The following is a 21,319-nucleotide window of genomic DNA, read 5'->3' as shown; positions in this document are numbered from 1 at the left end:
ATAAACAGTATGAAAAAGCGAATCTGAAGGCGGAATTCGCCACGGCGCGCAATGAAGCAGGCATACTACCAAAATGGATCTATCTGGCAATTTATTGCGTTGCATCGGCATCACGTTTTAATTAGCGAGTATAGTCTTCGTAGCTATTTTTCCAATCTACCATGTAAAGTGAGGACAGGTTATGCAGGCGTTGATCTTAGAACAGCAGGACGGTAAAACCCTCGCATCCGTGCAACATCTCGAAGAGAGTCAACTGCCGGCAGGTGATGTGACGGTGGATGTCCACTGGTCCAGCCTGAATTATAAAGATGCTCTGGCTATCACCGGAAAAGGGAAAATTATCCGTCATTTTCCGATGATTCCTGGTATTGATTTCGCCGGCACCGTTCACGCAAGCGAAGATCCTCGCTTTCATGCAGGCCAGGAAGTACTACTGACTGGCTGGGGCGTGGGCGAAAACCACTGGGGCGGCCTGGCCGAACGCGCACGCGTTAAAGGCGACTGGCTGGTCGCGCTGCCTGCGGGACTGAGCAGCCGTAACGCCATGATCATCGGCACCGCCGGTTTTACCGCCATGCTGTGCGTCATGGCGCTTGAAGATGCAGGTATTCGCCCGCAAGACGGTGAGGTTGTCGTCACCGGCGCCAGCGGCGGCGTGGGCAGCACTGCCGTTGCATTACTGCATAAGCTGGGCTATCAGGTTGCAGCAGTATCAGGACGTGAAAGCACCCACGGCTATCTTAAGAGCCTGGGAGCTAACCGTATTCTCAGCCGCGATGAGTTTGCTGAATCTCGCCCGTTGGAAAAACAGCTGTGGGCCGGTGCAATTGATACCGTTGGCGATAAAGTGCTGGCGAAAGTGCTGGCACAGATGAACTATGGCGGTTGCGTGGCCGCCTGCGGCCTGGCGGGCGGCTTCGCGCTGCCGACCACCGTTATGCCATTCATTCTGCGTAATGTGCGTTTGCAAGGGGTGGACTCGGTGATGACCCCACCGGCACGTCGCGCAGAAGCCTGGGCGCGTTTGGTTAAGGATCTGCCGGAATCGTTCTATGCTCAGGCCGCCACAGAGATTACGCTGGCGGATGCGCCGAAGTTCGCCGATGCCATCATCAATAATCAGGTTCAGGGCCGTACGCTGGTGAAGATAAAATAACGTCACGTATAAAAAAATTTACACTTAATTAACTATTTATTTTTACACATTGACACACTCCCTGTCATATTCACTACACGCCATGTTGTGGTGGGTAGACCGGGAGTCTGTGATGAAAAAGATACGTCTATTAACAGAAGCCGATGTGACTGCGGAATCGGCTTTTTTTATGCAGCGCCGACAGGTGCTAAAAGCATTAGGCATCAGCGCGGCCGCCTTATCCTTACCCTCAACGGCGCAGGCCGATCTCTTCAGTTGGTTTAAAGGCAACGATCGTCCGAAAGCGCCTGCCGGTAAACCGCTTGAGTTTAGTCAGCCTGCCGCCTGGCGAAGCGATTTAGCGTTAACGCCGGAAGATAAGGTGACGGGCTACAACAATTTCTATGAGTTTGGCCTTGATAAAGCCGACCCGGCGGCCAATGCCGGAAGTCTGAAAACCGAACCGTGGACGTTGAAAATCAGCGGGGAAGTCGCGAAGCCATTTACGCTGGATTACGACGATTTAACACATCGTTTCCCATTAGAAGAGCGTATCTATCGAATGCGCTGCGTCGAAGCGTGGTCCATGGTCGTGCCGTGGATTGGTTTCCCTTTATATAAGCTACTCGCGCAGGCACAGCCCACCAGCCACGCTAAATATGTGGCATTCGAAACGCTATACGCGCCGGATGATATGCCAGGACAGAAAGATCGCTTTATTGGCGGCGGACTGAAATACCCTTATGTCGAAGGGCTACGTCTGGATGAAGCCATGCATCCGCTGACTCTGATGACCGTTGGCGTCTATGGTAAGGCGTTACCCCCGCAAAACGGCGCGCCCATTCGACTCATCGTTCCATGGAAGTATGGTTTTAAAGGTATTAAATCTATTGTCAGCATTAAACTCACCCGCGAACGTCCGCCAACCACCTGGAATTTGTCGGCTCCCAACGAATATGGTTTTTACGCCAATGTGAACCCGCATGTGGATCATCCACGCTGGTCTCAGGCTACCGAACGCTTTATTGGTTCAGGCGGTATCCTTGATGTGCAAAGGCAGCCGACGCTGCTGTTTAACGGCTACGCCAATGAAGTCGCTTCGCTGTATCGCGGTCTCAATTTGCGGGAGAATTTTTAAGTGCGTCTGACAGTAAAATAGATAACCTGGCTAAAAGTTTGTCTGCATCTTGCCGGTTTTTTGCCGCTTCTGTGGCTCTTTTGGGCGATAAATCACGGTGGACTCAGCGCAGACCCGGTAAAGGATATCCAACACTTTACCGGCAGAACCGCGCTCAAATTTTTGCTCGCCACCTTGCTGGTTTCACCGCTGGCGCGCTACGCTAAACAGCCATTATTGATACGCACACGCCGCCTGTTGGGGTTATGGTGTTTCGTTTGGGCTACGCTGCATTTAACCAGCTATGCCTTACTGGAACTGGGGATACATAACCTGGCGTTGTTAGGAAGCGAGTTGATTTCACGCCCTTATTTGACGCTTGGGATCATTAGCTGGCTGGTGTTATTGGCGCTAACGTTGACCTCAACGCAATTTGCGCAGCGTAAATTGGGCAAACGCTGGCAAACATTGCATAACGTCGTCTATCTTGTCGCGATCCTGGCTCCCATACATTACCTGTGGTCGGTAAAGATTTTATCACCGCAACCGGTCATCTACGCGGCATTAGCGTTAGCCCTTTTAGCGTTGCGTTACCGGAAGTTTCGCCAGTGGTGGCGCTAGTTTGGTGAACTGTGCGGTCGATTGCAAAACGCAAAACAGGTAATGTCCTTTTTATGTTTCGGGTTGATTATCTTCCCTGATAAGACCAGTATTTAGCTGCCAATTGCGACGAAATAGTTATAATGTGCGACTTTACATTCCCCAACGGCGATTTTCGTTCGCAGAAAGGGTGACAATCGAGCAATGAAGGTATATTTTGTTTTTTGCCCGAAAATGGCAGAAGATAGCCACACAATGACTGGCAAATCATGAATTTCACCTTCGGGTGCTACGGCATAACAGGCAAATCAAAGATGCGCGGTATTTTACCCGCGGCAGTCATTCACATGCTTTACAGACGGCACTAAAACGCCTGTCACAATCACACTAAACAAAGAGTACGGAACCCACTCATGGATATTCGTAAGATTAAAAAACTGATCGAGCTGGTTGAAGAATCAGGTATCTCCGAACTGGAAATTTCTGAAGGCGAAGAATCTGTTCGCATCAGCCGCACAACGGCAAACGCCGGTTTTCCGGTGATGCAGCAGGCTTATGCGGCGCCGATGATGCAGCAACCCGCTCTGTCTAACGCTGTCGCGCCAGCGGCTACTCCAGCAATGGAAGCGCCTGCCGCAGCGGAAATCAGTGGTCACATCGTACGCTCCCCAATGGTTGGTACTTTCTACCGCACCCCAAGCCCGGACGCGAAAGCGTTCATCGAAGTGGGCCAGAAAGTGAACGTGGGCGATACCCTGTGCATCGTTGAAGCCATGAAAATGATGAACCAGATCGAAGCTGACAAAGCAGGTACTGTGAAAGCGATTCTGGTCGAAAGTGGTCAACCGGTAGAATTTGACGAGCCACTGGTCGTCATCGAGTAACGAGGCGAACATGTTGGATAAAATTGTCATCGCCAACCGCGGCGAGATCGCACTACGTATTCTTCGAGCCTGTAAAGAACTCGGCATCAAGACCGTCGCTGTGCACTCAAGCGCGGATCGCGATTTAAAACACGTATTGCTGGCGGATGAGACGGTCTGTATTGGCCCGGCACCGTCCGTAAAAAGTTATCTGAACATCCCGGCTATCATTAGCGCCGCTGAAATCACCGGCGCGGTGGCAATCCACCCGGGTTACGGCTTCCTTTCTGAGAACGCCAATTTTGCCGAGCAGGTTGAACGCTCCGGCTTTATCTTTATCGGCCCGAAAGCGGACACCATCCGCCTGATGGGCGATAAAGTGTCCGCGATTACCGCGATGAAAAAAGCGGGCGTGCCGACCGTACCAGGATCTGACGGCCCGCTGGGCGACGATATGAATGCGAACCGCGCTCATGCCAAACGTATTGGCTATCCGGTGATCATCAAAGCGTCCGGCGGCGGCGGCGGCCGTGGTATGCGCGTGGTTCGTAGCGATGCTGAACTGGCGCAGTCCATCTCCATGACCAAAGCGGAAGCGAAAGCAGCTTTCAGCAACGACATGGTATACATGGAAAAATACCTGGAAAATCCACGCCACATCGAAATTCAGGTGCTGGCGGACGGCCAGGGCAACGCTATCTATCTGGCGGAACGCGACTGTTCCATGCAGCGTCGCCACCAGAAAGTGGTTGAAGAAGCCCCGGCGCCAGGCATTACGCCGGAACTGCGTCGCTATATCGGCGAACGCTGCGCGAAAGCGTGCGTAGACATCGGCTATCGCGGCGCAGGGACGTTCGAATTCCTGTTCGAAAACGGCGAGTTCTATTTCATCGAAATGAACACCCGTATTCAGGTTGAACACCCGGTGACTGAAATGATTACCGGCGTCGATTTGATCAAAGAGCAGTTGCGCATCGCGGCGGGTCAGCCGCTGTCGATCACACAGGACGAAGTTGTCGTTCGAGGCCATGCGGTAGAATGCCGTATCAATGCCGAAGATCCGAACACCTTCCTGCCAAGCCCAGGCAAAATCACGCGCTTCCATGCGCCTGGCGGCTTTGGCGTTCGCTGGGAATCTCATATCTACGCGGGCTACACGGTGCCGCCGTACTATGATTCCATGATCGGCAAACTCATCTGCTACGGTGAAAACCGCGACGTGGCGATTGCCCGTATGAAAAATGCCCTGCAGGAACTGATTATCGATGGTATCAAAACCAATATCGATCTGCAGACCCGCATCATGAATGACGAGCACTTCCAGCACGGTGGAACCAACATCCACTATCTGGAGAAAAAACTCGGTCTTCAGGAAAAATAATCGCACGTTAATCTCAAAAGGCCGGTGAATCCGGCCTTTTTTATTTCTGGGGATAGCGATGCCCCATCATGTACAATTCCCGCTTTCTTCACCCATAAGGGACAAAAAATGGACGCTCGTTTTGTTCAGGCCCATAAAGAGGCGCGCTGGGCGCTGTGGCTGACCCTTTGCTATCTGGCGGCATGGTTAGTGGCTGCTTACTTACCTGGAGACTCGCCGGGAATTACCGGTCTGCCGCACTGGTTCGAGATGGCCTGCTTATTGACGCCGCTGGTCTTTATTTTGCTGTGCTGGGCGATGGTGAAATTCATTTATCGCGATATTCCGCTGGAGGATGACGATGCAGCTTGAGGTCATTCTACCGCTGGTAGCCTATCTGATCGTGGTCTTCGGGGTCTCGATTTACGCTATGCGCAAGCGTACCGCCGGCACCTTTTTAAACGAATATTTTCTTGGCAGCCGTTCGATGGGCGGGATCGTGCTCGCGATGACGCTTACCGCCACCTATATTAGCGCCAGTTCATTTATCGGCGGTCCCGGAGCGGCTTATAAATACGGTCTGGGCTGGGTCTTGCTGGCGATGATCCAGCTTCCCGCCGTCTGGCTTTCACTGGGTATTCTGGGTAAAAAATTCGCTATCCTGGCGCGTCGCTATAATGCCGTCACGCTTAACGATATGCTATTCGCGCGTTACCAAAGCCGCCTGCTGGTGTGGTTGGCAAGCCTGAGTTTATTGGTCGCGTTTATTGGCGCAATGACCGTACAATTTATCGGCGGCGCGCGACTGCTGGAAACCGCGGCGGGAATTCCCTACGAAACCGGCCTGCTGATATTTGGCGTCAGTATCGCACTCTATACGGCGTTTGGCGGCTTTCGCGCCAGCGTACTTAACGATACGCTACAGGGCCTGGTGATGCTGGTCGGCACGATAGTGCTGCTGGTGGGCGTGGTGCATGCGGCGGGCGGTCTAAGTCAGGCCGTTGACACGCTGCACGCTCTCGACCCCAAACTGGTAACGCCGCAGGGCGCCGATGACATACTTTCTCCCGCCTTTATGACCTCTTTTTGGGTACTGGTCTGTTTTGGTGTGATTGGCCTGCCGCATACGGCGGTGCGCTGCATCTCCTATAAAGACAGTAAAGCGGTACACCGGGGCATTATTATCGGTACGATTGTCGTGGCGATTTTAATGTTCGGGATGCACCTTGCCGGCGCGCTGGGTCGCGCGGTGCTTCCGGATCTGACGGTGCCGGATCTGGTGATCCCAACGCTAATGGTGAAAGTTTTGCCGCCGTTTGCCGCCGGGATCTTCCTTGCTGCGCCAATGGCGGCGATTATGTCAACAATTAACGCCCAACTGCTGCAAAGTTCCGCGACGATCATTAAAGATCTCTATCTCAACCTGCGCCCCGATCAGATGCAAAATGAGATCCGGCTGAAGCGTATGTCGGCAGTGATTACATTACTGCTAGGCGCGCTGTTGCTGCTGGCCGCGTGGAAACCGCCAGAGATGATCATTTGGCTCAACCTGCTGGCGTTTGGCGGCCTGGAAGCGGTGTTCTTATGGCCGCTGGTACTGGGCCTTTACTGGGAGCGGGCAAACGCGGCAGGCGCATTAAGCGCCATGATCGTGGGCGGCGTGCTATATGCCCTGCTTGCCACATTTAATATTCAGTACCTGGGCTTTCATCCGATTGTGCCCGCGTTACTGTTAAGTTTATTGGCTTTTCTGATCGGAAACCGATTCGGCTCTTCCGCTTCGCAAGCCACCGTATTGTCTACTGATAAATAAAGAGTTTTGCCATGCCATGGATCCAATTGAAACTGAACACCACCGGCGCGAATGCTGAAGAGCTGAGTGATGCGCTGATGGAAGCGGGCGCCGTTTCCATTACCTTTCAGGATACGCACGATACGCCGGTTTTTGAGCCGTTGCCGGGCGAAACCCGTCTGTGGGGCGATACCGATGTGATCGGTCTGTTCGACGCCGAAACCGACATGAAAGACGTTGTCGCGATTCTGGAGCAACATCCGCTGCTGGGTGCCGGATTTGCCCATAAAATCGAACAACTGGAAGATAAAGACTGGGAACGCGAATGGATGGATAATTTCCATCCGATGCGTTTTGGCGAGCGTCTGTGGATTTGTCCCAGCTGGCGTGACATTCCGGACGAGAATGCCGTCAACGTGATGCTCGACCCGGGACTGGCGTTCGGTACGGGTACGCACCCCACCACCTCTTTATGTCTGCAATGGCTGGACGGGCTCGATCTCAACGGCAAAACCGTGATCGACTTTGGCTGCGGTTCAGGCATTCTGGCGATTGCCGCGCTGAAACTGGGAGCGGCAAAAGCGATTGGTATTGATATCGATCCGCAAGCTATTCAGGCCAGCCGCGATAATGCCGAACGCAACGGCGTGTCTGACCGGCTGGAGCTGTACCTGCCGAAAGACCAGCCAGAAGCCATGAAAGCCGACGTGGTCGTCGCTAACATCCTGGCAGGCCCATTACGCGAACTGGCCCCGTTAATCAGCGTACTGCCCGTTGAGGGCGGTCTGCTGGGGCTTTCAGGTATTCTCGCCAGCCAGGCGGAAAGCGTCTGTGATGCTTACGCCGAGCTTTTCACTCTCGACCCGGTCGTCGAAAAAGAAGAGTGGTGCCGCATTACTGGCCGTAAGAAATAATTCTTGTCAGCGTGGTCGCCCGGCCACGCTTTTCTCCACACAACTGCCTTAACGCCTTTCAGGCACCGAGACATCATTAAATTCATCAAATGAATGCCTGAAATGACTTCTTTGTCACTATCCGTCTGGATAAACAGCTGCTACCAGCGGACAAAAGGTACTGGCGTTTTAACGGGTCGCAGCCATCGCCCTCGTACTTAGTAATGCTGTCCGGGTTGTTCTGCAGCATCCGCTAACGCGCTCTTCAGCACAGCTGGAAAAATTTATGCGTGCCATTCATGAACACAAAAGCGCATCTGTGCGCCCCCTTCCGACTGGCAATGGAGAAAAGTCACGCGCAGCGGGAAGTGATCTTGTCCTGAAACGAGACGGCGATCCCATTCATTTGGGGTAATTAGCTTATAAAAAAAGCAGATTATTCCGCTTATCTTGTTTCTGGACGAAGAAATAGAGAGAAGTTACGGGAATTTGTAAGCGCGTACAAAACCGCCGACAATAAATAACCCTATGATTTTACTGAATTATAAATTTATTTTGCTGTTTTTAAGCACGATTCATTGATCTACAACAGTGGATTGTTCAAAGTTTGGCCTTTCATCTCGTGCAAAAAATGCGTAATATACGCCGCCTTGCAGTCACAGTATGGTCATTTCTTAACTCATGCGCATCGGACAATATCAGCTCAGAAATCGCCTGATCGCAGCGCCCATGGCTGGCATTACTGACAGACCTTTCCGGACGCTGTGCTATGAGATGGGAGCAGGATTGACAGTATCCGAGATGATGTCTTCTAACCCGCAAGTGTGGGAAAGCGATAAATCTCGTTTACGGATGGTGCACGTTGATGAGCCAGGAATTCGCACGGTGCAAATTGCCGGTAGCGATCCTGTTGAGATGGCCGATGCCGCACGTATTAACGTGGAAAGCGGCGCCCAGATTATTGATATCAATATGGGGTGCCCGGCGAAGAAAGTGAATCGTAAGCTGGCAGGTTCAGCCCTCTTGCAGTACCCGGATTTAGTGAAGTCTATACTCATCGGGGTCGTAAACGCAGTGGACGTTCCTGTGACTCTCAAGATTCGCACCGGCTGGGCGCCGGAACACCGTAACTGCGTAGAGATTGCCCAACTGGCTGAAGATTGTGGTATTCAGGCTCTGACCATCCATGGCCGCACCCGCGCCTGTTTGTTCAACGGAGAAGCTGAATACGACAGTATTCGGGCAGTTAAGCAGAAAGTTTCCATTCCGATTATCGCGAATGGCGACATTACTAACCCGCATAAAGCCAGAGCTGTTCTCGACTATACAGGGGCGGATGCCCTGATGATAGGCCGCGCAGCTCAGGGAAGACCCTGGATCTTTCGGGAAATCCAGCATTATCTGGACACTGGGGAGCTGCTTCCGCCGCTGCCGCTGGCAGAGGTAAAGCGCTTGCTTTGCACGCATGTTCGGGAACTGCATGACTTTTACGGTCAGGCAAAAGGGTACCGAATCGCTCGTAAACACGTCTCCTGGTATCTCCAGGAGCACGCTCCAGACGACCAGTTTCGGCGCACATTCAACGCTATTGAGGACGCCAGCGAACAGCTGGAGGCGTTGGAGGCATACTTCGAAAATTTTGCGTAAACAGAAATAAAGAGCTGACAGAACTATGTTCGAACAACGCGTAAATTCTGACGTACTGACCGTTTCTACCGTTAACTCTCAGGATCAGGTAACCCAAAAACCCCTGCGTGACTCGGTTAAACAGGCACTGAAGAACTATTTTGCTCAACTGAATGGTCAGGACGTTAATGACCTGTATGAGCTGGTACTGGCTGAAGTAGAACAGCCCCTGTTGGACATGGTGATGCAATACACCCGTGGTAACCAGACCCGTGCTGCTCTGATGATGGGCATCAACCGTGGTACGCTGCGTAAAAAATTAAAAAAATACGGCATGAACTAATTTCGATTAGCTAACTGCTTGTTTAAAAAGGCGCTACTCGGCATGGGGAAGCGCCTTTTTTATACGCATCACATGGAATTTGGTCATGAAAGCGGAATGTGAACCTCAGTACTTTGGCGATGAATCGAAGAAGATTATTCACGGTGACGCGCTAACAGAACTTAAAAAACTGCCTTCTGAAAGCATTGACTTAATTTTTGCCGATCCGCCTTACAATATCGGAAAAGATTTCGACGGTATGGTGGAATCCTGGGACGAAGCGTCTTTTCTGGCCTGGCTGTATGAATGCATTGATGAGTGCCACCGCGTACTGAAGAAACACGGCACCATGTACATCATGAATAGCACAGAAAATATGCCGTATATCGATCTCAAATGCCGAACGCTTTTTACCATCAAAAGCCGTATCGTCTGGTCCTATGATAGTTCCGGGGTGCAGGCGAAAAAATACTTTGGTTCTATGTATGAACCGATCCTGATGATGGTAAAAAACCCGAAAAGCTATACCTTTAACCGTGACGCGATTCTGGTCGAGACCACCACGGGCGCTAAGCGCGCGCTAATCGATTATCGAAAAAACCCGCCCCAACCATACAATCAGAAAAAAGTGCCGGGCAACGTCTGGTCATTTCCTCGCGTACGTTATCTGATGGATGAATATGAAAACCATCCTACGCAAAAGCCCAGCGCGCTGTTAAAACGGATCATACTGGCCTCTTCTAACCCGAGCGATACTGTATTGGACCCTTTCGCGGGCAGTTTCACCACAGGCGCTGTCGCAGCGGAGTCAGGTCGTAAGTTTATCGGTATTGAACTCAATAATGAATACGTAAAAATGGGGCTCAGAAGATTGAGCGTCACTTCGCATTATTCAGAAAATGAACTTGCAAAAGTCAAAAAGAGAAAAACACAAAACCTGTCCAAAAAGCAGCGAAATGTCGGGATAAACGCGCTATCTTCAGAGAAGTAAAAGCATTGTAAGTCCTCTTTTCAGCGTCAAAATTTCATGTATATTCCCAGCACGCATGGGCATGAATACACAGGATTTGACGATGATACGTAAGTATTGGTGGCTGGTTGTTTTTGCCGTCTCCGTTTTTCTTTTTGATGCGCTTTTGATGCAATGGATCGAATTGATGACGACTGAACAGGATAAGTGCCGAAACATGGATTCGGTTAACCCTCTCAAATTGATCAATTGTATCGATCTGGAGTAGCGAATCGGGCGATTTAACCTATGATTATTTATCACCCGGATTTCTTTTATCCCTTATAAAAACAGGGAATTAAAACACGTTGAGGATAAAAGAAGGGGGGATACTGTCTCGTCCTGTTCTTTTCCTGCATAACCAATGAGCTAATGATACATGCCGGTTAGTGAGTACAACCACATCCTTGTGGCGGTTTCATTTGCTGTCGCTATTTTTGCGTCCTATACCGCATTAAATATGGCCGGACGCGTAGCCGGAAGCGCCCGATCAAACGCCAGAATATGGCTAATGGGCGGCGGCTTCGCGCTGGGCGTCGGTATTTGGGCGATGCATTTTGTCGGGATGCTGGCGATGGATCACGCGATGAACATGCGCTTCGATCCGTTCCTCACCGGCCTCTCCATGCTGATCGCGATCGGCTCCTCCCTGTTTGCGCTATGGCTGGTTAGCGCTGAAAAACTGCGCCTGCGCCGTTTACTGCCGGGCGCGCTGGTGATGGGACTGGGCATCAGCGCAATGCATTATACCGGGATGGCGGCGCTGCAATTTGCTTCCATTATCGTCTGGAATAGCGCATGGGTTGCCCTCTCTATCATTATCGCGCTACTGGCGTCCTGCGGCGCGCTGTGGCTCACGTTCCGCCTGCGTCATGAGGGAACAGATGTCGCCCTGAGGCGAGCAGGCGCCGCGGTATTAATGGGGATAGCTATCGCCGGCATGCATTACGCCGGCATGAAGGCCGCACACTTTCCCCAAAACTGGCCGATGGAACATCGTGGCGTCGATAGCAACTGGCTGGCTGTTCTTGTCAGCGTGGTCGCGCTGACTATCCTGGGTATTACTCTGCTGGTTTCTTTATTTGACGCCCGGCTTCAGGCCCGTACCGCACTACTTGCCTCTTCGCTGGCGCAGGCGAACCAGGAACTGGCGCAGTTGGCGCTGCATGATACGCTCACCCGTTTACCAAACCGGGTACTCCTTGAGGATCGTCTGGAACAGGCCATCAGCAAAGCGAATCGGGAAAACACGTCTTTCGCGCTACTGTTTATGGATCTGGATGGCTTTAAAACCGTTAATGACGCCTATGGTCATGATATTGGCGATAAGCTACTGGTGGCGGTCACGCATCGTCTGAACCAACCGCTGAGCGGGCAGTTTACCCTGGCGCGGATTGGCGGCGACGAATTTGTGCTGCTTGCAGAAGTCAGCGCGCCTGACGAAGCGGCTTCCCTTGCCAGCGCGCTGGTACATTCGATAGATGCGCCCTTTACGATAGATCCGTATGAACTGGTCGTCACCCTTAGCGTGGGAATAGCGCTCTATCCGCTGGACGGAAAAAACGAACGGGAACTGATGTTCAACGCCGATGCCGCAATGTACCACACGAAACATACGGGGCGTAACGGATACCATTTCTTTCAGCCATCAATGAATATGCTGGCGCAAACCCAACTTCAGCTAATGAATGACCTGTGGCTGGCGCTGGAAAGACAAGAGCTCAGGCTGGTGTACCAGCCTAAATTTCAGGCCCCTGCCGGCCCCATTGTAGGATTTGAGGCCCTGTTGCGCTGGTATCATCCAAAACAAGGCGTACTGAATCCTGACCAGTTTTTACCGCTGGCGGAAAAAACGGGTCTTATCGTCACTATCGGTAGCTGGGTGATAGACGAGGCGTGTCGACAGCTCCGCGAGTGGCACTTACAGGGATACGCCTTATGGTCAGTGGCGGTAAATCTGTCCGCCTTACAATTTGAGCAGCCCGGGCTTGTGGACACCATTACGCGGAGCCTGGCCCGACACAGTATCCGTCCCGATTTATTGATTCTGGAAATCACCGAAACCACGGCGATGAACAAGCCAGAGCAAAGCGTCGCTATACTCACCAGATTAACGGAAATGGGGGTTAAGGCCTCTATTGACGACTTTGGCACCGGTTATTCCAGCCTTCTCTATCTGAAACGTCTTCCGGCGTGCGAACTAAAAATTGATCGCGCTTTCGTACATGAACTCAGCGAGGCAGGCGACGGCGCGACCATTGTTGCGGCTATTGTCGCGCTGGCGAAAGCGTTAAATCTGCAAATTGTGGCAGAAGGGGTAGAAAATGAAACGCAGCAACAATTTTTGACCCAGTTAGGATGCCATACGCTTCAGGGGTTCCTGCTTGGCAAGCCGCGTACGGCAGAGGAAATTGCTCGCGATATTCGGGACTCTGCCAATATATTCACAAGGTCAATATATAATATCAACTCAAAATAATCTCAGGCTTCTTCCGCCTGTTGTTCATTTGGCATTAATTGCCTCACACTGCCATCCGGGCTTAGCATTTTTAATACATTATCGACTAATGCAGGCGCCTGCTTATAAAGATCATAACTTGTGGGATTCATTAACCAGTTTTTTACTATTCCGCTAAAACTACCATGCAGAATAATTAATATGACATCCAGATCAAGACTGCCTGAGATCAGTTTTTTATCCATACATCGCTGTAATACTTCAAGCAGCGACTGATGATGGAAACCCATCTTCTCCCGAATGGCCTGTTCCGATATCATACCATTATGGAATTCACATTTATGATATAAAATCTGCATTAATGCCTGCTGACGAGGCACTGCCGCAATATATTGTAAGGCTGCAATAAATTTCTCTCGTAGATCCTGTAAGGGATTATCATTCCAGCATCCCGTAAGCCTATCCTGAATAAGTTCGCGTAAAGGTGGTTGCTGTAACCAAACCTCATTAAACAACTGCGTTTTATTCTCAAAGTGCCAGTAGATGGCGCCCCGCGTGACATCAGCGGCATCAGCGATATCATTCAACGTCGTGTTGGCAACGCCGCGCAAAGCGAACTGCGCAATAGCGGTTTCAATCAAATGTTGCCGCGTTTTAAGCGCATCCGCCTTCGTTTTCTTCGCCATAATTAAGATATCCTGGACCATAAAAACGATAAATACGCTGATAAAATACTCAGCACAAAAAACAACTTTATCATGTCCTTTTTAGTCAGACGAGAGACAGCTATTTTTATTTCGCACAATATCGCCAAATCAATAATAAAAACAAATAAATTAATAAAACACATTCATATAAAATATATATTTCTATTTATGTTATTCAACATCATGATTTTACTAATCGGGACATTATGAAACGACAGGGAATAGTTCTTTTTTTTTGCTTTTATGTGCCGTGAACCCCATCCCAAAATAAGTATTGCTTACATCACAAGCTAATAATTTGTAGGATACCCCACTGCTATTCTATTTTTCGCGCGTTAACGCCTTACCGTTATCCGGTGAATAACGAGCTTTCGGTTTTTTAAGGAACAGTAATGACGAAACATGCCAGGTTTTCACTCCTGCCCTCATTCATCATATTCTCTGCTGCGCTGCTGGCCGGTTGTAATGACCAGGGAGATACCCAGGCTCATGCCGGCGAGCCGCAAGTCACCGTCCATGTGGTCGAAACAGCGCCGCTAGCCGTAACGACCGAACTTCCCGGACGTACGTCCGCATTTCGCATTGCGGAGGTTCGCCCCCAGGTGAGCGGGATCGTGCTTAAAAGAAACTTCACCGAAGGTAGCGATGTAGAGGCCGGGCAGTCGCTCTATCAGATCGATCCTGCCACTTATCAGGCTGATTATGACAGCGCTAAAGGCGAACTTGCTAAAAGCGAAGCGGCTGCGGCTATCGCGCACCTGACGGTCAAACGCTATGTTCCACTGGTCGGCACAAAATATATCAGCCAACAGGAATATGATCAGGCGATTGCCGACGCCCGCCAGGCCGATGCCGCCGTTGTGGCGGCAAAAGCCGCTGTTGAAAGCGCGCGTATTAACCTTGCGTATACCAAAGTCACCTCACCCATCAGCGGGCGTATAGGAAAATCTAATGTGACTGAAGGCGCGCTGGTGACTAATGGTCAGTCAACTGAACTGGCTACCGTGCAACAACTCGATCCGATTTATGTCGACGTGACGCAATCAAGCAACGACTTTATGCGACTCAAGCAATCCGTCGAACAAGGTAACCTGCATAAAGACAGCGCCAGTAGCACGGTTCAACTGGTAATGGAAAATGGTCAGGTCTACCCGATTAAAGGCACGCTGCAATTTTCCGACGTTACCGTAGATGAAAGCACCGGCTCTATCACGCTCAGGGCGGTGTTCCCTAACCCGCAACACAGTCTGCTTCCCGGTATGTTTGTTCGCGCCCGCATTGATGAAGGCGTCCAGCCCAATGCCATCCTTGTCCCCCAGCAGGGCGTGACCCGCACGCCGCGCGGCGACGCAATGGTGATGGTGGTTAACGATAAAAGCCAGGTCGAAGCCCGCAATGTCGTGGCGGTGCAGGCTATTGGCGATAAATGGCTCATCAGCGAAGGGTTAAAACCGGGCGATAAGGTCATCGTCAGCGGCTTACAAAAAGCGCGACCGGGCGTCCAGGTGAAAGCCACTACCGATGCTCCTGCAGCGAAAACGGCGCAATAAGGTAACCGTACATGGCAAACTTTTTTATTAGACGTCCTATTTTCGCCTGGGTTCTGGCCATTATCCTGATGATGGCTGGCGCACTGGCAATAATGCAACTTCCCGTTGCGCAGTATCCAACCATTGCGCCGCCAGCGGTTTCTATTTCTGCAACCTATCCTGGCGCGGATGCGCAGACGGTACAGGATACGGTTACTCAGGTTATCGAACAAAATATGAACGGTATCGATAACCTGATGTATATGTCCTCTACCAGCGACTCTGCTGGTAGCGTGACCATCACCCTGACCTTCCAGTCCGGAACCGATCCGGATATCGCGCAGGTTCAGGTGCAAAATAAATTGCAGCTCGCCACGCCTTTACTGCCGCAAGAAGTCCAGCAGCAGGGGATTAGCGTTGAAAAGTCCAGCAGCAGCTTTTTGATGGTCGCCGGGTTCGTCTCGGATAATCCGAACACTACCCAGGACGACATCTCTGACTATGTCGCCTCTAACATTAAGGATTCTATCAGCCGTCTTAATGGTGTGGGCGACGTTCAGCTATTTGGCGCACAGTACGCCATGCGTATCTGGCTGGATGCGAATCTGCTAAATAAATACCAGCTCACGCCAGTTGACGTCATCAACCAGTTAAAAGTACAGAACGACCAGATTGCGGCAGGCCAACTGGGCGGCACGCCAGCATTACCGGGCCAGCAGCTTAACGCCTCAATCATCGCCCAAACGCGTCTGAAAGATCCGGAAGAGTTCGGCAAAGTTACGTTGCGTGTCAATACCGACGGTTCTGTCGTCCATCTCAAAGATGTCGCGCGTATTGAGCTTGGCGGTGAAAACTATAATGTTGTAGCGCGCATTAACGGTAAACCGGCCTCCGGTCTCGGTATTAAACTGGCGACCGGCGCTAACGCGCTGGATACCGCAACCGCAATCAAAGCGAAACTGGCGGAACTGCAGCCTTTCTTCCCTCAGGGAATGAAGGTGGTTTATCCTTATGACACAACGCCCTTCGTAAAAATATCTATCCACGAAGTGGTAAAAACGCTGTTTGAAGCAATTATTCTGGTGTTCCTGGTAATGTATCTGTTCTTACAGAATATCCGGGCAACCCTGATTCCTACCATCGCTGTTCCTGTCGTGTTGCTAGGCACTTTTGCGGTACTCGCCGCCTTTGGCTATTCCATCAATACTCTGACGATGTTTGGTATGGTACTGGCGATAGGGCTGTTGGTTGACGATGCGATAGTGGTCGTAGAAAACGTTGAACGTGTAATGATGGAGGATAACCTTTCTCCCCGAGAGGCGACGGAAAAATCCATGTCGCAGATTCAGGGAGCGCTGGTTGGTATCGCGATGGTACTGTCTGCGGTATTTATCCCGATGGCCTTTTTTGGCGGCTCGACCGGGGCAATTTATCGCCAGTTCTCTATTACTATTGTTTCAGCAATGGCGCTATCCGTTCTGGTTGCGTTGATTCTGACGCCAGCACTGTGCGCTACGCTGCTTAAACCCGTATCTGCTGAACATCACGAGAAAAAAAGCGGCTTCTTTGGCTGGTTCAATACCAGGTTTGACCACAGCGTTAACCACTATACTAACAGCGTAAGCGGCATCGTGCGTAATACGGGTCGCTATCTCATTATCTATCTACTTATTGTAGTCGGAATGGCGGTTCTGTTTTTACGCCTCCCGACATCCTTCCTGCCGGAAGAAGATCAGGGGGTATTCCTGACCATGATTCAGCTCCCCTCTGGCGCTACGCAAGAACGTACGCAGAAAGTGCTGGATCAAGTCACTCATTACTACCTGAATAATGAAAAAGCGAACGTCGAAAGCGTGTTTACCGTAAACGGCTTTAGCTTTAGCGGTCAGGGACAAAACTCAGGGATGGCATTTGTCAGCCTTAAACCCTGGGAAGAGCGTAACGGTGAAGAAAATAGCGTCGAAGCCGTTATCGCCAGAGCGACACGCGCCTTTAGCCAGATTCGCGACGGGTTGGTGTTCCCCTTCAACATGCCGGCAATTGTCGAGTTAGGTACCGCAACAGGTTTCGACTTCGAACTGATTGATCAGGGAGGACTCGGTCACGATGCGTTAACAAAAGCGCGTAATCAACTCCTGGGTATGGTCGCGAAGCATCCTGATCTATTAGTGCGCGTACGCCCGAACGGGCTGGAAGACACGCCACAGTTCAAGCTGGATGTCGATCAAGAAAAAGCGCAGGCGCTCGGCGTTTCGCTGTCTGATATCAACGAAACCATCTCCGCGGCGTTGGGCGGCTATTACGTTAACGACTTTATCGATCGCGGACGAGTGAAAAAAGTATACGTTCAGGCTGACGCTCAGTTCCGTATGCTGCCGGGAGATATCAACAATCTTTATGTTCGCAGCGCTAATGGCGAGATGGTGCCCTTCTCTACCTTTAGCTCAGCACGGTGGATTTATGGTTCGCCACGCCTGGAACGCTATAACGGGATGCCGTCAATGGAACTGCTCGGTGAAGCAGCGCCCGGACGAAGTACCGGTGAAGCCATGTCGTTAATGGAAAACCTGGCTTCACAGCTGCCAAACGGTATTGGCTATGACTGGACAGGTATGTCGTATCAGGAACGGTTGTCAGGTAACCAGGCGCCGGCGCTGTACGCAATCTCACTCATTGTCGTTTTCCTCTGCCTTGCCGCTCTGTATGAAAGCTGGTCAATTCCGTTCTCGGTAATGCTGGTCGTACCGCTCGGCGTGGTTGGCGCTCTGCTTGCAGCGTCATTGCGCGGTCTGAACAATGACGTTTACTTCCAGGTTGGCTTGTTAACCACTATTGGCCTTTCTGCTAAAAACGCCATCCTGATTGTTGAGTTCGCCAAAGATCTCATGGAAAAAGAAGGACGTGGATTGATTGAAGCGACGCTGGAAGCATCCCGTATGCGTTTACGTCCTATTCTAATGACCTCGCTGGCCTTTATTCTCGGGGTAATGCCGTTAGTTATCAGTCGTGGCGCAGGTAGTGGTGCACAGAACGCAGTAGGCACAGGGGTTATGGGGGGAATGTTAACCGCAACCTTATTAGCTATCTTCTTCGTGCCAGTATTCTTCGTTGTTGTAAAACGCCGATTTAATCGCCATCATGATTAACCGGTAAACAGAGGCGTCTTCGGACGCCTTTTTAAACGGTACGTTTTTATCTCCGCTATTCCCCCTCTCCGCTTACCTCTGCATTCTCCATAGTTTTTACAATTCACATGAATTGAGATGATTCCTCATGTCAGCCATTTTTTCTGTGGTGGTAAAATAACTCTCGTTTTCGCAGCGGTTAGAGCCAGCATTTACGTTGCTGTACTTTGCGAAACGCTGATTAATGAGGTAACACCATGAAAAGACTAATTCCAGTTGCATTGCTTACCACCTTATTGGCAGGTTGTGCACATGATTCTCCCTGCGTACCGGTTTATGACGATCAAGGGCGGCTGGTTCATACCAATACATGTATGAAAGGTACTACGCAGGATAACTGGGAGACAGCAGGCGCTATTGCTGGCGGCGCTGCGGCGGTAGCAGGGTTGACGATGGGTATCATTGCGCTTTCTAAATGATACATGCAGGCGCGGCAATGCCGCGCTTTCAGTAATAATATAAAGGTCGTAAGGATACTCAGCGACGTAATCTGTTCAGCCTGTCCCCCGAAAGTTAACACGATAAAACGCTCTCTTTTCTTACTCGCCCATCCCGATGGTATTTATTCTATTCCTTGTCCGATGCAGACAAAATTGTAGCTTGATAGCATCGTAAGCCGCATTACAAACACGCTTTATACAGTAAGACTTAGAGCGTGGTCATTAGGCGTAATTATCGCAGACAGTCTGGATAAAAACCGGAGCATACACGTAATACATGAGGATTTTGAGCACTGTCCCAGGGCCAAACTGGCAAATAAAATAGCCTAATGGGCCAGATTCTTAGTCCTCAGCGAATATCTCTATTGCTTATTAGAGGCGTAAGTAAAAGCCGTTTGTACATCCACTTCAGCACGGTTCACATTCTATGGTTCAGGCGGATATATGGCGGGAAATCACGTTGACTAAAACGGTTTTTATCCACTCTACGAAGATGTTATATACCCAAAATAATTCGAGTTGCTTAAAGGCGGCAAGGGAGTGAGTCCCCAGGAGCATAGATAACTATGTGACTGGGGTGAGCGACAAATCTGCCGGGAGCAGATTTGAACATCGCGTGCGACGGCCCGTCAGGGCGAGGCCCATGAATGGGCCGAGTAATCCGTAGCCAACACATAAGCGACTTGAAGTATGAAGGGTATAAACCAAATATAAAACGCGTCGGCGCCATTAACCGATAACTTTTTCCATAGAGAGATAAATGCAAAAAGGCCCAATCTTTCGATTGGGCCTTTTGCTTTATTTGATGTCTGGCAGTTTATGGCGGGCGTCCTGCCCGCCACCCTCCGGGCCGTTGCTGCGCAACGTTCAAATCCGCTCCCGGTGGATTTGTCCTCCTCAGGAGAGTACTCACCGACAAACAACAGACAAAAACAAAAGGCCCAGTCTTTCGACTGAGCCTTTTGTTTTATTTGATGTCTGGCAGTTCCCTACTCTCGCATGGGGAGACCCCACACTACCATCGGCGCTACGGCGTTTCACTTCTGAGTTCGGCATGGGGTCAGGTGGGACCACCGCGCTACTGCCGCCAGACAAATTCTTTTTCAAATGCCGAACTTTAACCGTATTAAGTGGTGCTGATACCCAGAGTCGAACTGGGGACCTCACCCTTACCAAGGGTGCGCTCTACCAACTGAGCCATATCAGCACACTAAATTTGATGCCTGGCAGTTCCCTACTCTCGCATGGGGAGACCCCACACTACCATCGGCGCTACGGCGTTTCACTTCTGAGTTCGGCATGGGGTCAGGTGGGACCACCGCGCTAGTGCCGCCAGGCAAATTCTTTGTGCTCTGTCCTGTGTCTTTTACACTGATACGGCGTTGGCTGCTCTTGCGGGCGTCAGTCACATACTTCTGTATGCTCCTTCCGTCGCTGCGTTTGCCGCCTTGTCTCAGCGTAAAATCCTTCGGACTCTGAATCTGAGCTGAAAATTGTTCGTCTTCTCAACCGCCAAAACATCTTCGGCGTTGTAAGGTTAAGCCTCACGGTTCATTAGTACCGGTTAGCTCAACGCATCGCTGCGCTTACACACCCGGCCTATCAACGTCGTCGTCTTCAACGTTCCTTCAGGAGACTCTAAGTCTCAGGGAGAACTCATCTCGGGGCAAGTTTCGTGCTTAGATGCTTTCAGCACTTATCTCTTCCGCATTTAGCTACCGGGCAGTGCCATTGGCATGACAACCCGAACACCAGTGATGCGTCCACTCCGGTCCTCTCGTACTAGGAGCAGCCCCCCTCAGTTCTCCAGCGCCCACGGCAGATAGGGACCGAACTGTCTCACGACGTTCTAAACCCAGCTCGCGTACCACTTTAAATGGCGAACAGCCATACCCTTGGGACCTACTTCAGCCCCAGGATGTGATGAGCCGACATCGAGGTGCCAAACACCGCCGTCGATATGAACTCTTGGGCGGTATCAGCCTGTTATCCCCGGAGTACCTTTTATCCGTTGAGCGATGGCCCTTCCATTCAGAACCACCGGATCACTATGACCTGCTTTCGCACCTGCTCGCGCCGTCACGCTCGCAGTCAAGCTGGCTTATGCCATTGCACTAACCTCCTGATGTCCGACCAGGATTAGCCAACCTTCGTGCTCCTCCGTTACTCTTTAGGAGGAGACCGCCCCAGTCAAACTACCCACCAGACACTGTCCGCAACCCGGGTAACGGGTCCACGTTAGAACATCAAACATTAAAGGGTGGTATTTCAAGGTCGGCTCCA

Annotated in this window: 17 protein-coding genes, 1 tRNA gene and 3 rRNA genes; 16 read left to right on the top strand and 5 right to left on the bottom strand. The window is 51.0% G+C overall.

Going from position 1 to position 21,319, the window contains the following annotated elements; all coding sequences use genetic code 11:
• Positions 1-181: 181 nt before the first annotated feature.
• The 13 genes from ACLJTG_RS05865 (at position 182) to ACLJTG_RS05805 (ending at position 13,196) form a co-directional block, all read left to right on the top strand.
• On the top strand, positions 182-1,156 hold the full coding sequence (locus tag ACLJTG_RS05865; RefSeq protein WP_001148246.1) for an MDR family oxidoreductase: 975 nt from the start codon (positions 182-184) through the stop codon (positions 1,154-1,156).
• A gap of 112 nt (positions 1,157-1,268) precedes the next feature.
• Complete coding sequence (gene msrP / locus ACLJTG_RS05860) at positions 1,269-2,273, top strand: protein-methionine-sulfoxide reductase catalytic subunit MsrP (protein ID WP_000723850.1); 1,005 nt, start codon at positions 1,269-1,271, stop codon at positions 2,271-2,273.
• 21 nt (positions 2,274-2,294) lie between these two features.
• Positions 2,295-2,873, top strand: a complete 579-nt coding sequence (msrQ, locus tag ACLJTG_RS05855) for a protein-methionine-sulfoxide reductase heme-binding subunit MsrQ (protein ID WP_410958959.1) — start codon at positions 2,295-2,297, stop codon at positions 2,871-2,873.
• A gap of 392 nt (positions 2,874-3,265) precedes the next feature.
• Entirely contained in the window at positions 3,266-3,736 is a 471-nt protein-coding gene (gene accB / locus ACLJTG_RS05850) for an acetyl-CoA carboxylase biotin carboxyl carrier protein (RefSeq protein ID WP_000354626.1), read from the top strand.
• A gap of 10 nt (positions 3,737-3,746) precedes the next feature.
• Complete coding sequence (gene accC, locus ACLJTG_RS05845; protein ID WP_000884627.1) at positions 3,747-5,096, top strand: acetyl-CoA carboxylase biotin carboxylase subunit; 1,350 nt, start codon at positions 3,747-3,749, stop codon at positions 5,094-5,096.
• A gap of 108 nt (positions 5,097-5,204) precedes the next feature.
• A complete protein-coding gene (locus ACLJTG_RS05840) occupies positions 5,205-5,447 on the top strand; it encodes a YhdT family protein (RefSeq protein ID WP_000340016.1) in 243 nt (80 codons plus the stop codon).
• Positions 5,437-6,888 carry a sodium/pantothenate symporter gene (panF, locus tag ACLJTG_RS05835; protein ID WP_001175686.1) on the top strand — a complete coding sequence of 484 codons (1,452 nt, stop codon included), beginning with the start codon at positions 5,437-5,439 and terminating at the stop codon, positions 6,886-6,888. Before ACLJTG_RS05840 ends, panF begins: the two co-directional genes overlap by 11 nt.
• A gap of 11 nt (positions 6,889-6,899) precedes the next feature.
• A complete protein-coding gene (gene prmA, locus ACLJTG_RS05830; RefSeq protein ID WP_001145849.1) occupies positions 6,900-7,781 on the top strand; it encodes a 50S ribosomal protein L11 methyltransferase in 882 nt (293 codons plus the stop codon).
• A 660-nt stretch (positions 7,782-8,441) separates the two neighbouring features.
• A complete protein-coding gene (gene dusB, locus ACLJTG_RS05825) occupies positions 8,442-9,407 on the top strand; it encodes a tRNA dihydrouridine synthase DusB (RefSeq protein ID WP_001219664.1) in 966 nt (321 codons plus the stop codon).
• A gap of 25 nt (positions 9,408-9,432) precedes the next feature.
• Complete coding sequence (gene fis, locus ACLJTG_RS05820) at positions 9,433-9,729, top strand: DNA-binding transcriptional regulator Fis (protein WP_000462905.1); 297 nt, start codon at positions 9,433-9,435, stop codon at positions 9,727-9,729.
• Between the two features lie 85 nt (positions 9,730-9,814).
• On the top strand, positions 9,815-10,699 hold the full coding sequence (gene yhdJ, locus ACLJTG_RS05815) for an adenine-specific DNA-methyltransferase (protein ID WP_000642612.1): 885 nt from the start codon (positions 9,815-9,817) through the stop codon (positions 10,697-10,699).
• An 82-nt stretch (positions 10,700-10,781) separates the two neighbouring features.
• A complete protein-coding gene (locus tag ACLJTG_RS05810) occupies positions 10,782-10,946 on the top strand; it encodes a DUF2556 family protein (RefSeq protein WP_021000831.1) in 165 nt (54 codons plus the stop codon).
• A 150-nt stretch (positions 10,947-11,096) separates the two neighbouring features.
• Complete coding sequence (locus tag ACLJTG_RS05805; protein ID WP_021000832.1) at positions 11,097-13,196, top strand: putative bifunctional diguanylate cyclase/phosphodiesterase; 2,100 nt, start codon at positions 11,097-11,099, stop codon at positions 13,194-13,196.
• Between the two features lie 2 nt (positions 13,197-13,198).
• Here ACLJTG_RS05805 and envR read toward each other — a convergent pair whose 3' ends face one another.
• The gene (gene envR, locus ACLJTG_RS05800; RefSeq protein WP_001085725.1) at positions 13,199-13,861 is read right to left on the bottom strand and encodes an acrEF/envCD operon transcriptional regulator; all 663 of its coding nucleotides are present in this window, start codon (positions 13,859-13,861) and stop codon (positions 13,199-13,201) included.
• Between the two features lie 413 nt (positions 13,862-14,274).
• Between envR and ACLJTG_RS05795 the strand changes: the two genes are divergently transcribed.
• From ACLJTG_RS05795 to ACLJTG_RS05785, 3 genes are all read left to right on the top strand, one after another.
• A complete protein-coding gene (locus ACLJTG_RS05795; RefSeq protein ID WP_021000833.1) occupies positions 14,275-15,432 on the top strand; it encodes an efflux RND transporter periplasmic adaptor subunit in 1,158 nt (385 codons plus the stop codon).
• Between the two features lie 11 nt (positions 15,433-15,443).
• A complete protein-coding gene (locus ACLJTG_RS05790; protein ID WP_001273283.1) occupies positions 15,444-18,557 on the top strand; it encodes an efflux RND transporter permease subunit in 3,114 nt (1,037 codons plus the stop codon).
• A 236-nt stretch (positions 18,558-18,793) separates the two neighbouring features.
• On the top strand, positions 18,794-19,015 hold the full coding sequence (locus ACLJTG_RS05785) for a membrane protein (protein WP_000825645.1): 222 nt from the start codon (positions 18,794-18,796) through the stop codon (positions 19,013-19,015).
• A gap of 997 nt (positions 19,016-20,012) precedes the next feature.
• Here the strand turns inward: ACLJTG_RS05785 and rrf (ACLJTG_RS05780) are convergent.
• From rrf (ACLJTG_RS05780) to ACLJTG_RS05765, 4 genes are all read right to left on the bottom strand, one after another.
• A 5S ribosomal RNA gene (rrf, locus tag ACLJTG_RS05780) occupies positions 20,013-20,128 on the bottom strand.
• A gap of 39 nt (positions 20,129-20,167) precedes the next feature.
• Positions 20,168-20,243: transfer RNA gene (locus ACLJTG_RS05775), tRNA-Thr, on the bottom strand.
• A 14-nt stretch (positions 20,244-20,257) separates the two neighbouring features.
• A 5S ribosomal RNA gene (rrf, locus tag ACLJTG_RS05770) occupies positions 20,258-20,373 on the bottom strand.
• 196 nt (positions 20,374-20,569) lie between these two features.
• Positions 20,570-21,319, bottom strand: a 23S ribosomal RNA gene (locus ACLJTG_RS05765); the annotation flags it as partial.

Origin of the sequence: Salmonella sp. SAL00672 (genome assembly GCF_046552175.1) — a bacterium.
Taxonomy (GTDB): domain Bacteria; phylum Pseudomonadota; class Gammaproteobacteria; order Enterobacterales; family Enterobacteriaceae; genus Salmonella; species Salmonella enterica.
This window is presented reverse-complemented; position numbering and strand designations above follow the sequence as displayed.

Bases quoted from the DNA above. Each gene is read 5' to 3' on its own strand.
- dusB (WP_001219664.1), top strand. From the start codon at position 8,442: ATGCGCATCGGACAATATCAGCTCAGAAATCGCCTGATCGCAGCGCCC.
- ACLJTG_RS05790 (WP_001273283.1), top strand. From the start codon at position 15,444: ATGGCAAACTTTTTTATTAGACGTCCTATTTTCGCCTGGGTTCTGGCC.
- envR (WP_001085725.1), bottom strand. From the start codon at position 13,861: ATGGCGAAGAAAACGAAGGCGGATGCGCTTAAAACGCGGCAACATTTG.
- ACLJTG_RS05785 (WP_000825645.1), top strand. From the start codon at position 18,794: ATGAAAAGACTAATTCCAGTTGCATTGCTTACCACCTTATTGGCAGGT.
- ACLJTG_RS05840 (WP_000340016.1), top strand. From the start codon at position 5,205: ATGGACGCTCGTTTTGTTCAGGCCCATAAAGAGGCGCGCTGGGCGCTG.
- msrP (WP_000723850.1), top strand. From the start codon at position 1,269: ATGAAAAAGATACGTCTATTAACAGAAGCCGATGTGACTGCGGAATCG.
- accB (WP_000354626.1), top strand. From the start codon at position 3,266: ATGGATATTCGTAAGATTAAAAAACTGATCGAGCTGGTTGAAGAATCA.
- panF (WP_001175686.1), top strand. From the start codon at position 5,437: ATGCAGCTTGAGGTCATTCTACCGCTGGTAGCCTATCTGATCGTGGTC.
- ACLJTG_RS05810 (WP_021000831.1), top strand. From the start codon at position 10,782: ATGATACGTAAGTATTGGTGGCTGGTTGTTTTTGCCGTCTCCGTTTTT.
- ACLJTG_RS05795 (WP_021000833.1), top strand. From the start codon at position 14,275: ATGACGAAACATGCCAGGTTTTCACTCCTGCCCTCATTCATCATATTC.
- yhdJ (WP_000642612.1), top strand. From the start codon at position 9,815: ATGAAAGCGGAATGTGAACCTCAGTACTTTGGCGATGAATCGAAGAAG.
- fis (WP_000462905.1), top strand. From the start codon at position 9,433: ATGTTCGAACAACGCGTAAATTCTGACGTACTGACCGTTTCTACCGTT.
- accC (WP_000884627.1), top strand. From the start codon at position 3,747: ATGTTGGATAAAATTGTCATCGCCAACCGCGGCGAGATCGCACTACGT.
- prmA (WP_001145849.1), top strand. From the start codon at position 6,900: ATGCCATGGATCCAATTGAAACTGAACACCACCGGCGCGAATGCTGAA.
- ACLJTG_RS05805 (WP_021000832.1), top strand. From the start codon at position 11,097: ATGCCGGTTAGTGAGTACAACCACATCCTTGTGGCGGTTTCATTTGCT.
- ACLJTG_RS05865 (WP_001148246.1), top strand. From the start codon at position 182: ATGCAGGCGTTGATCTTAGAACAGCAGGACGGTAAAACCCTCGCATCC.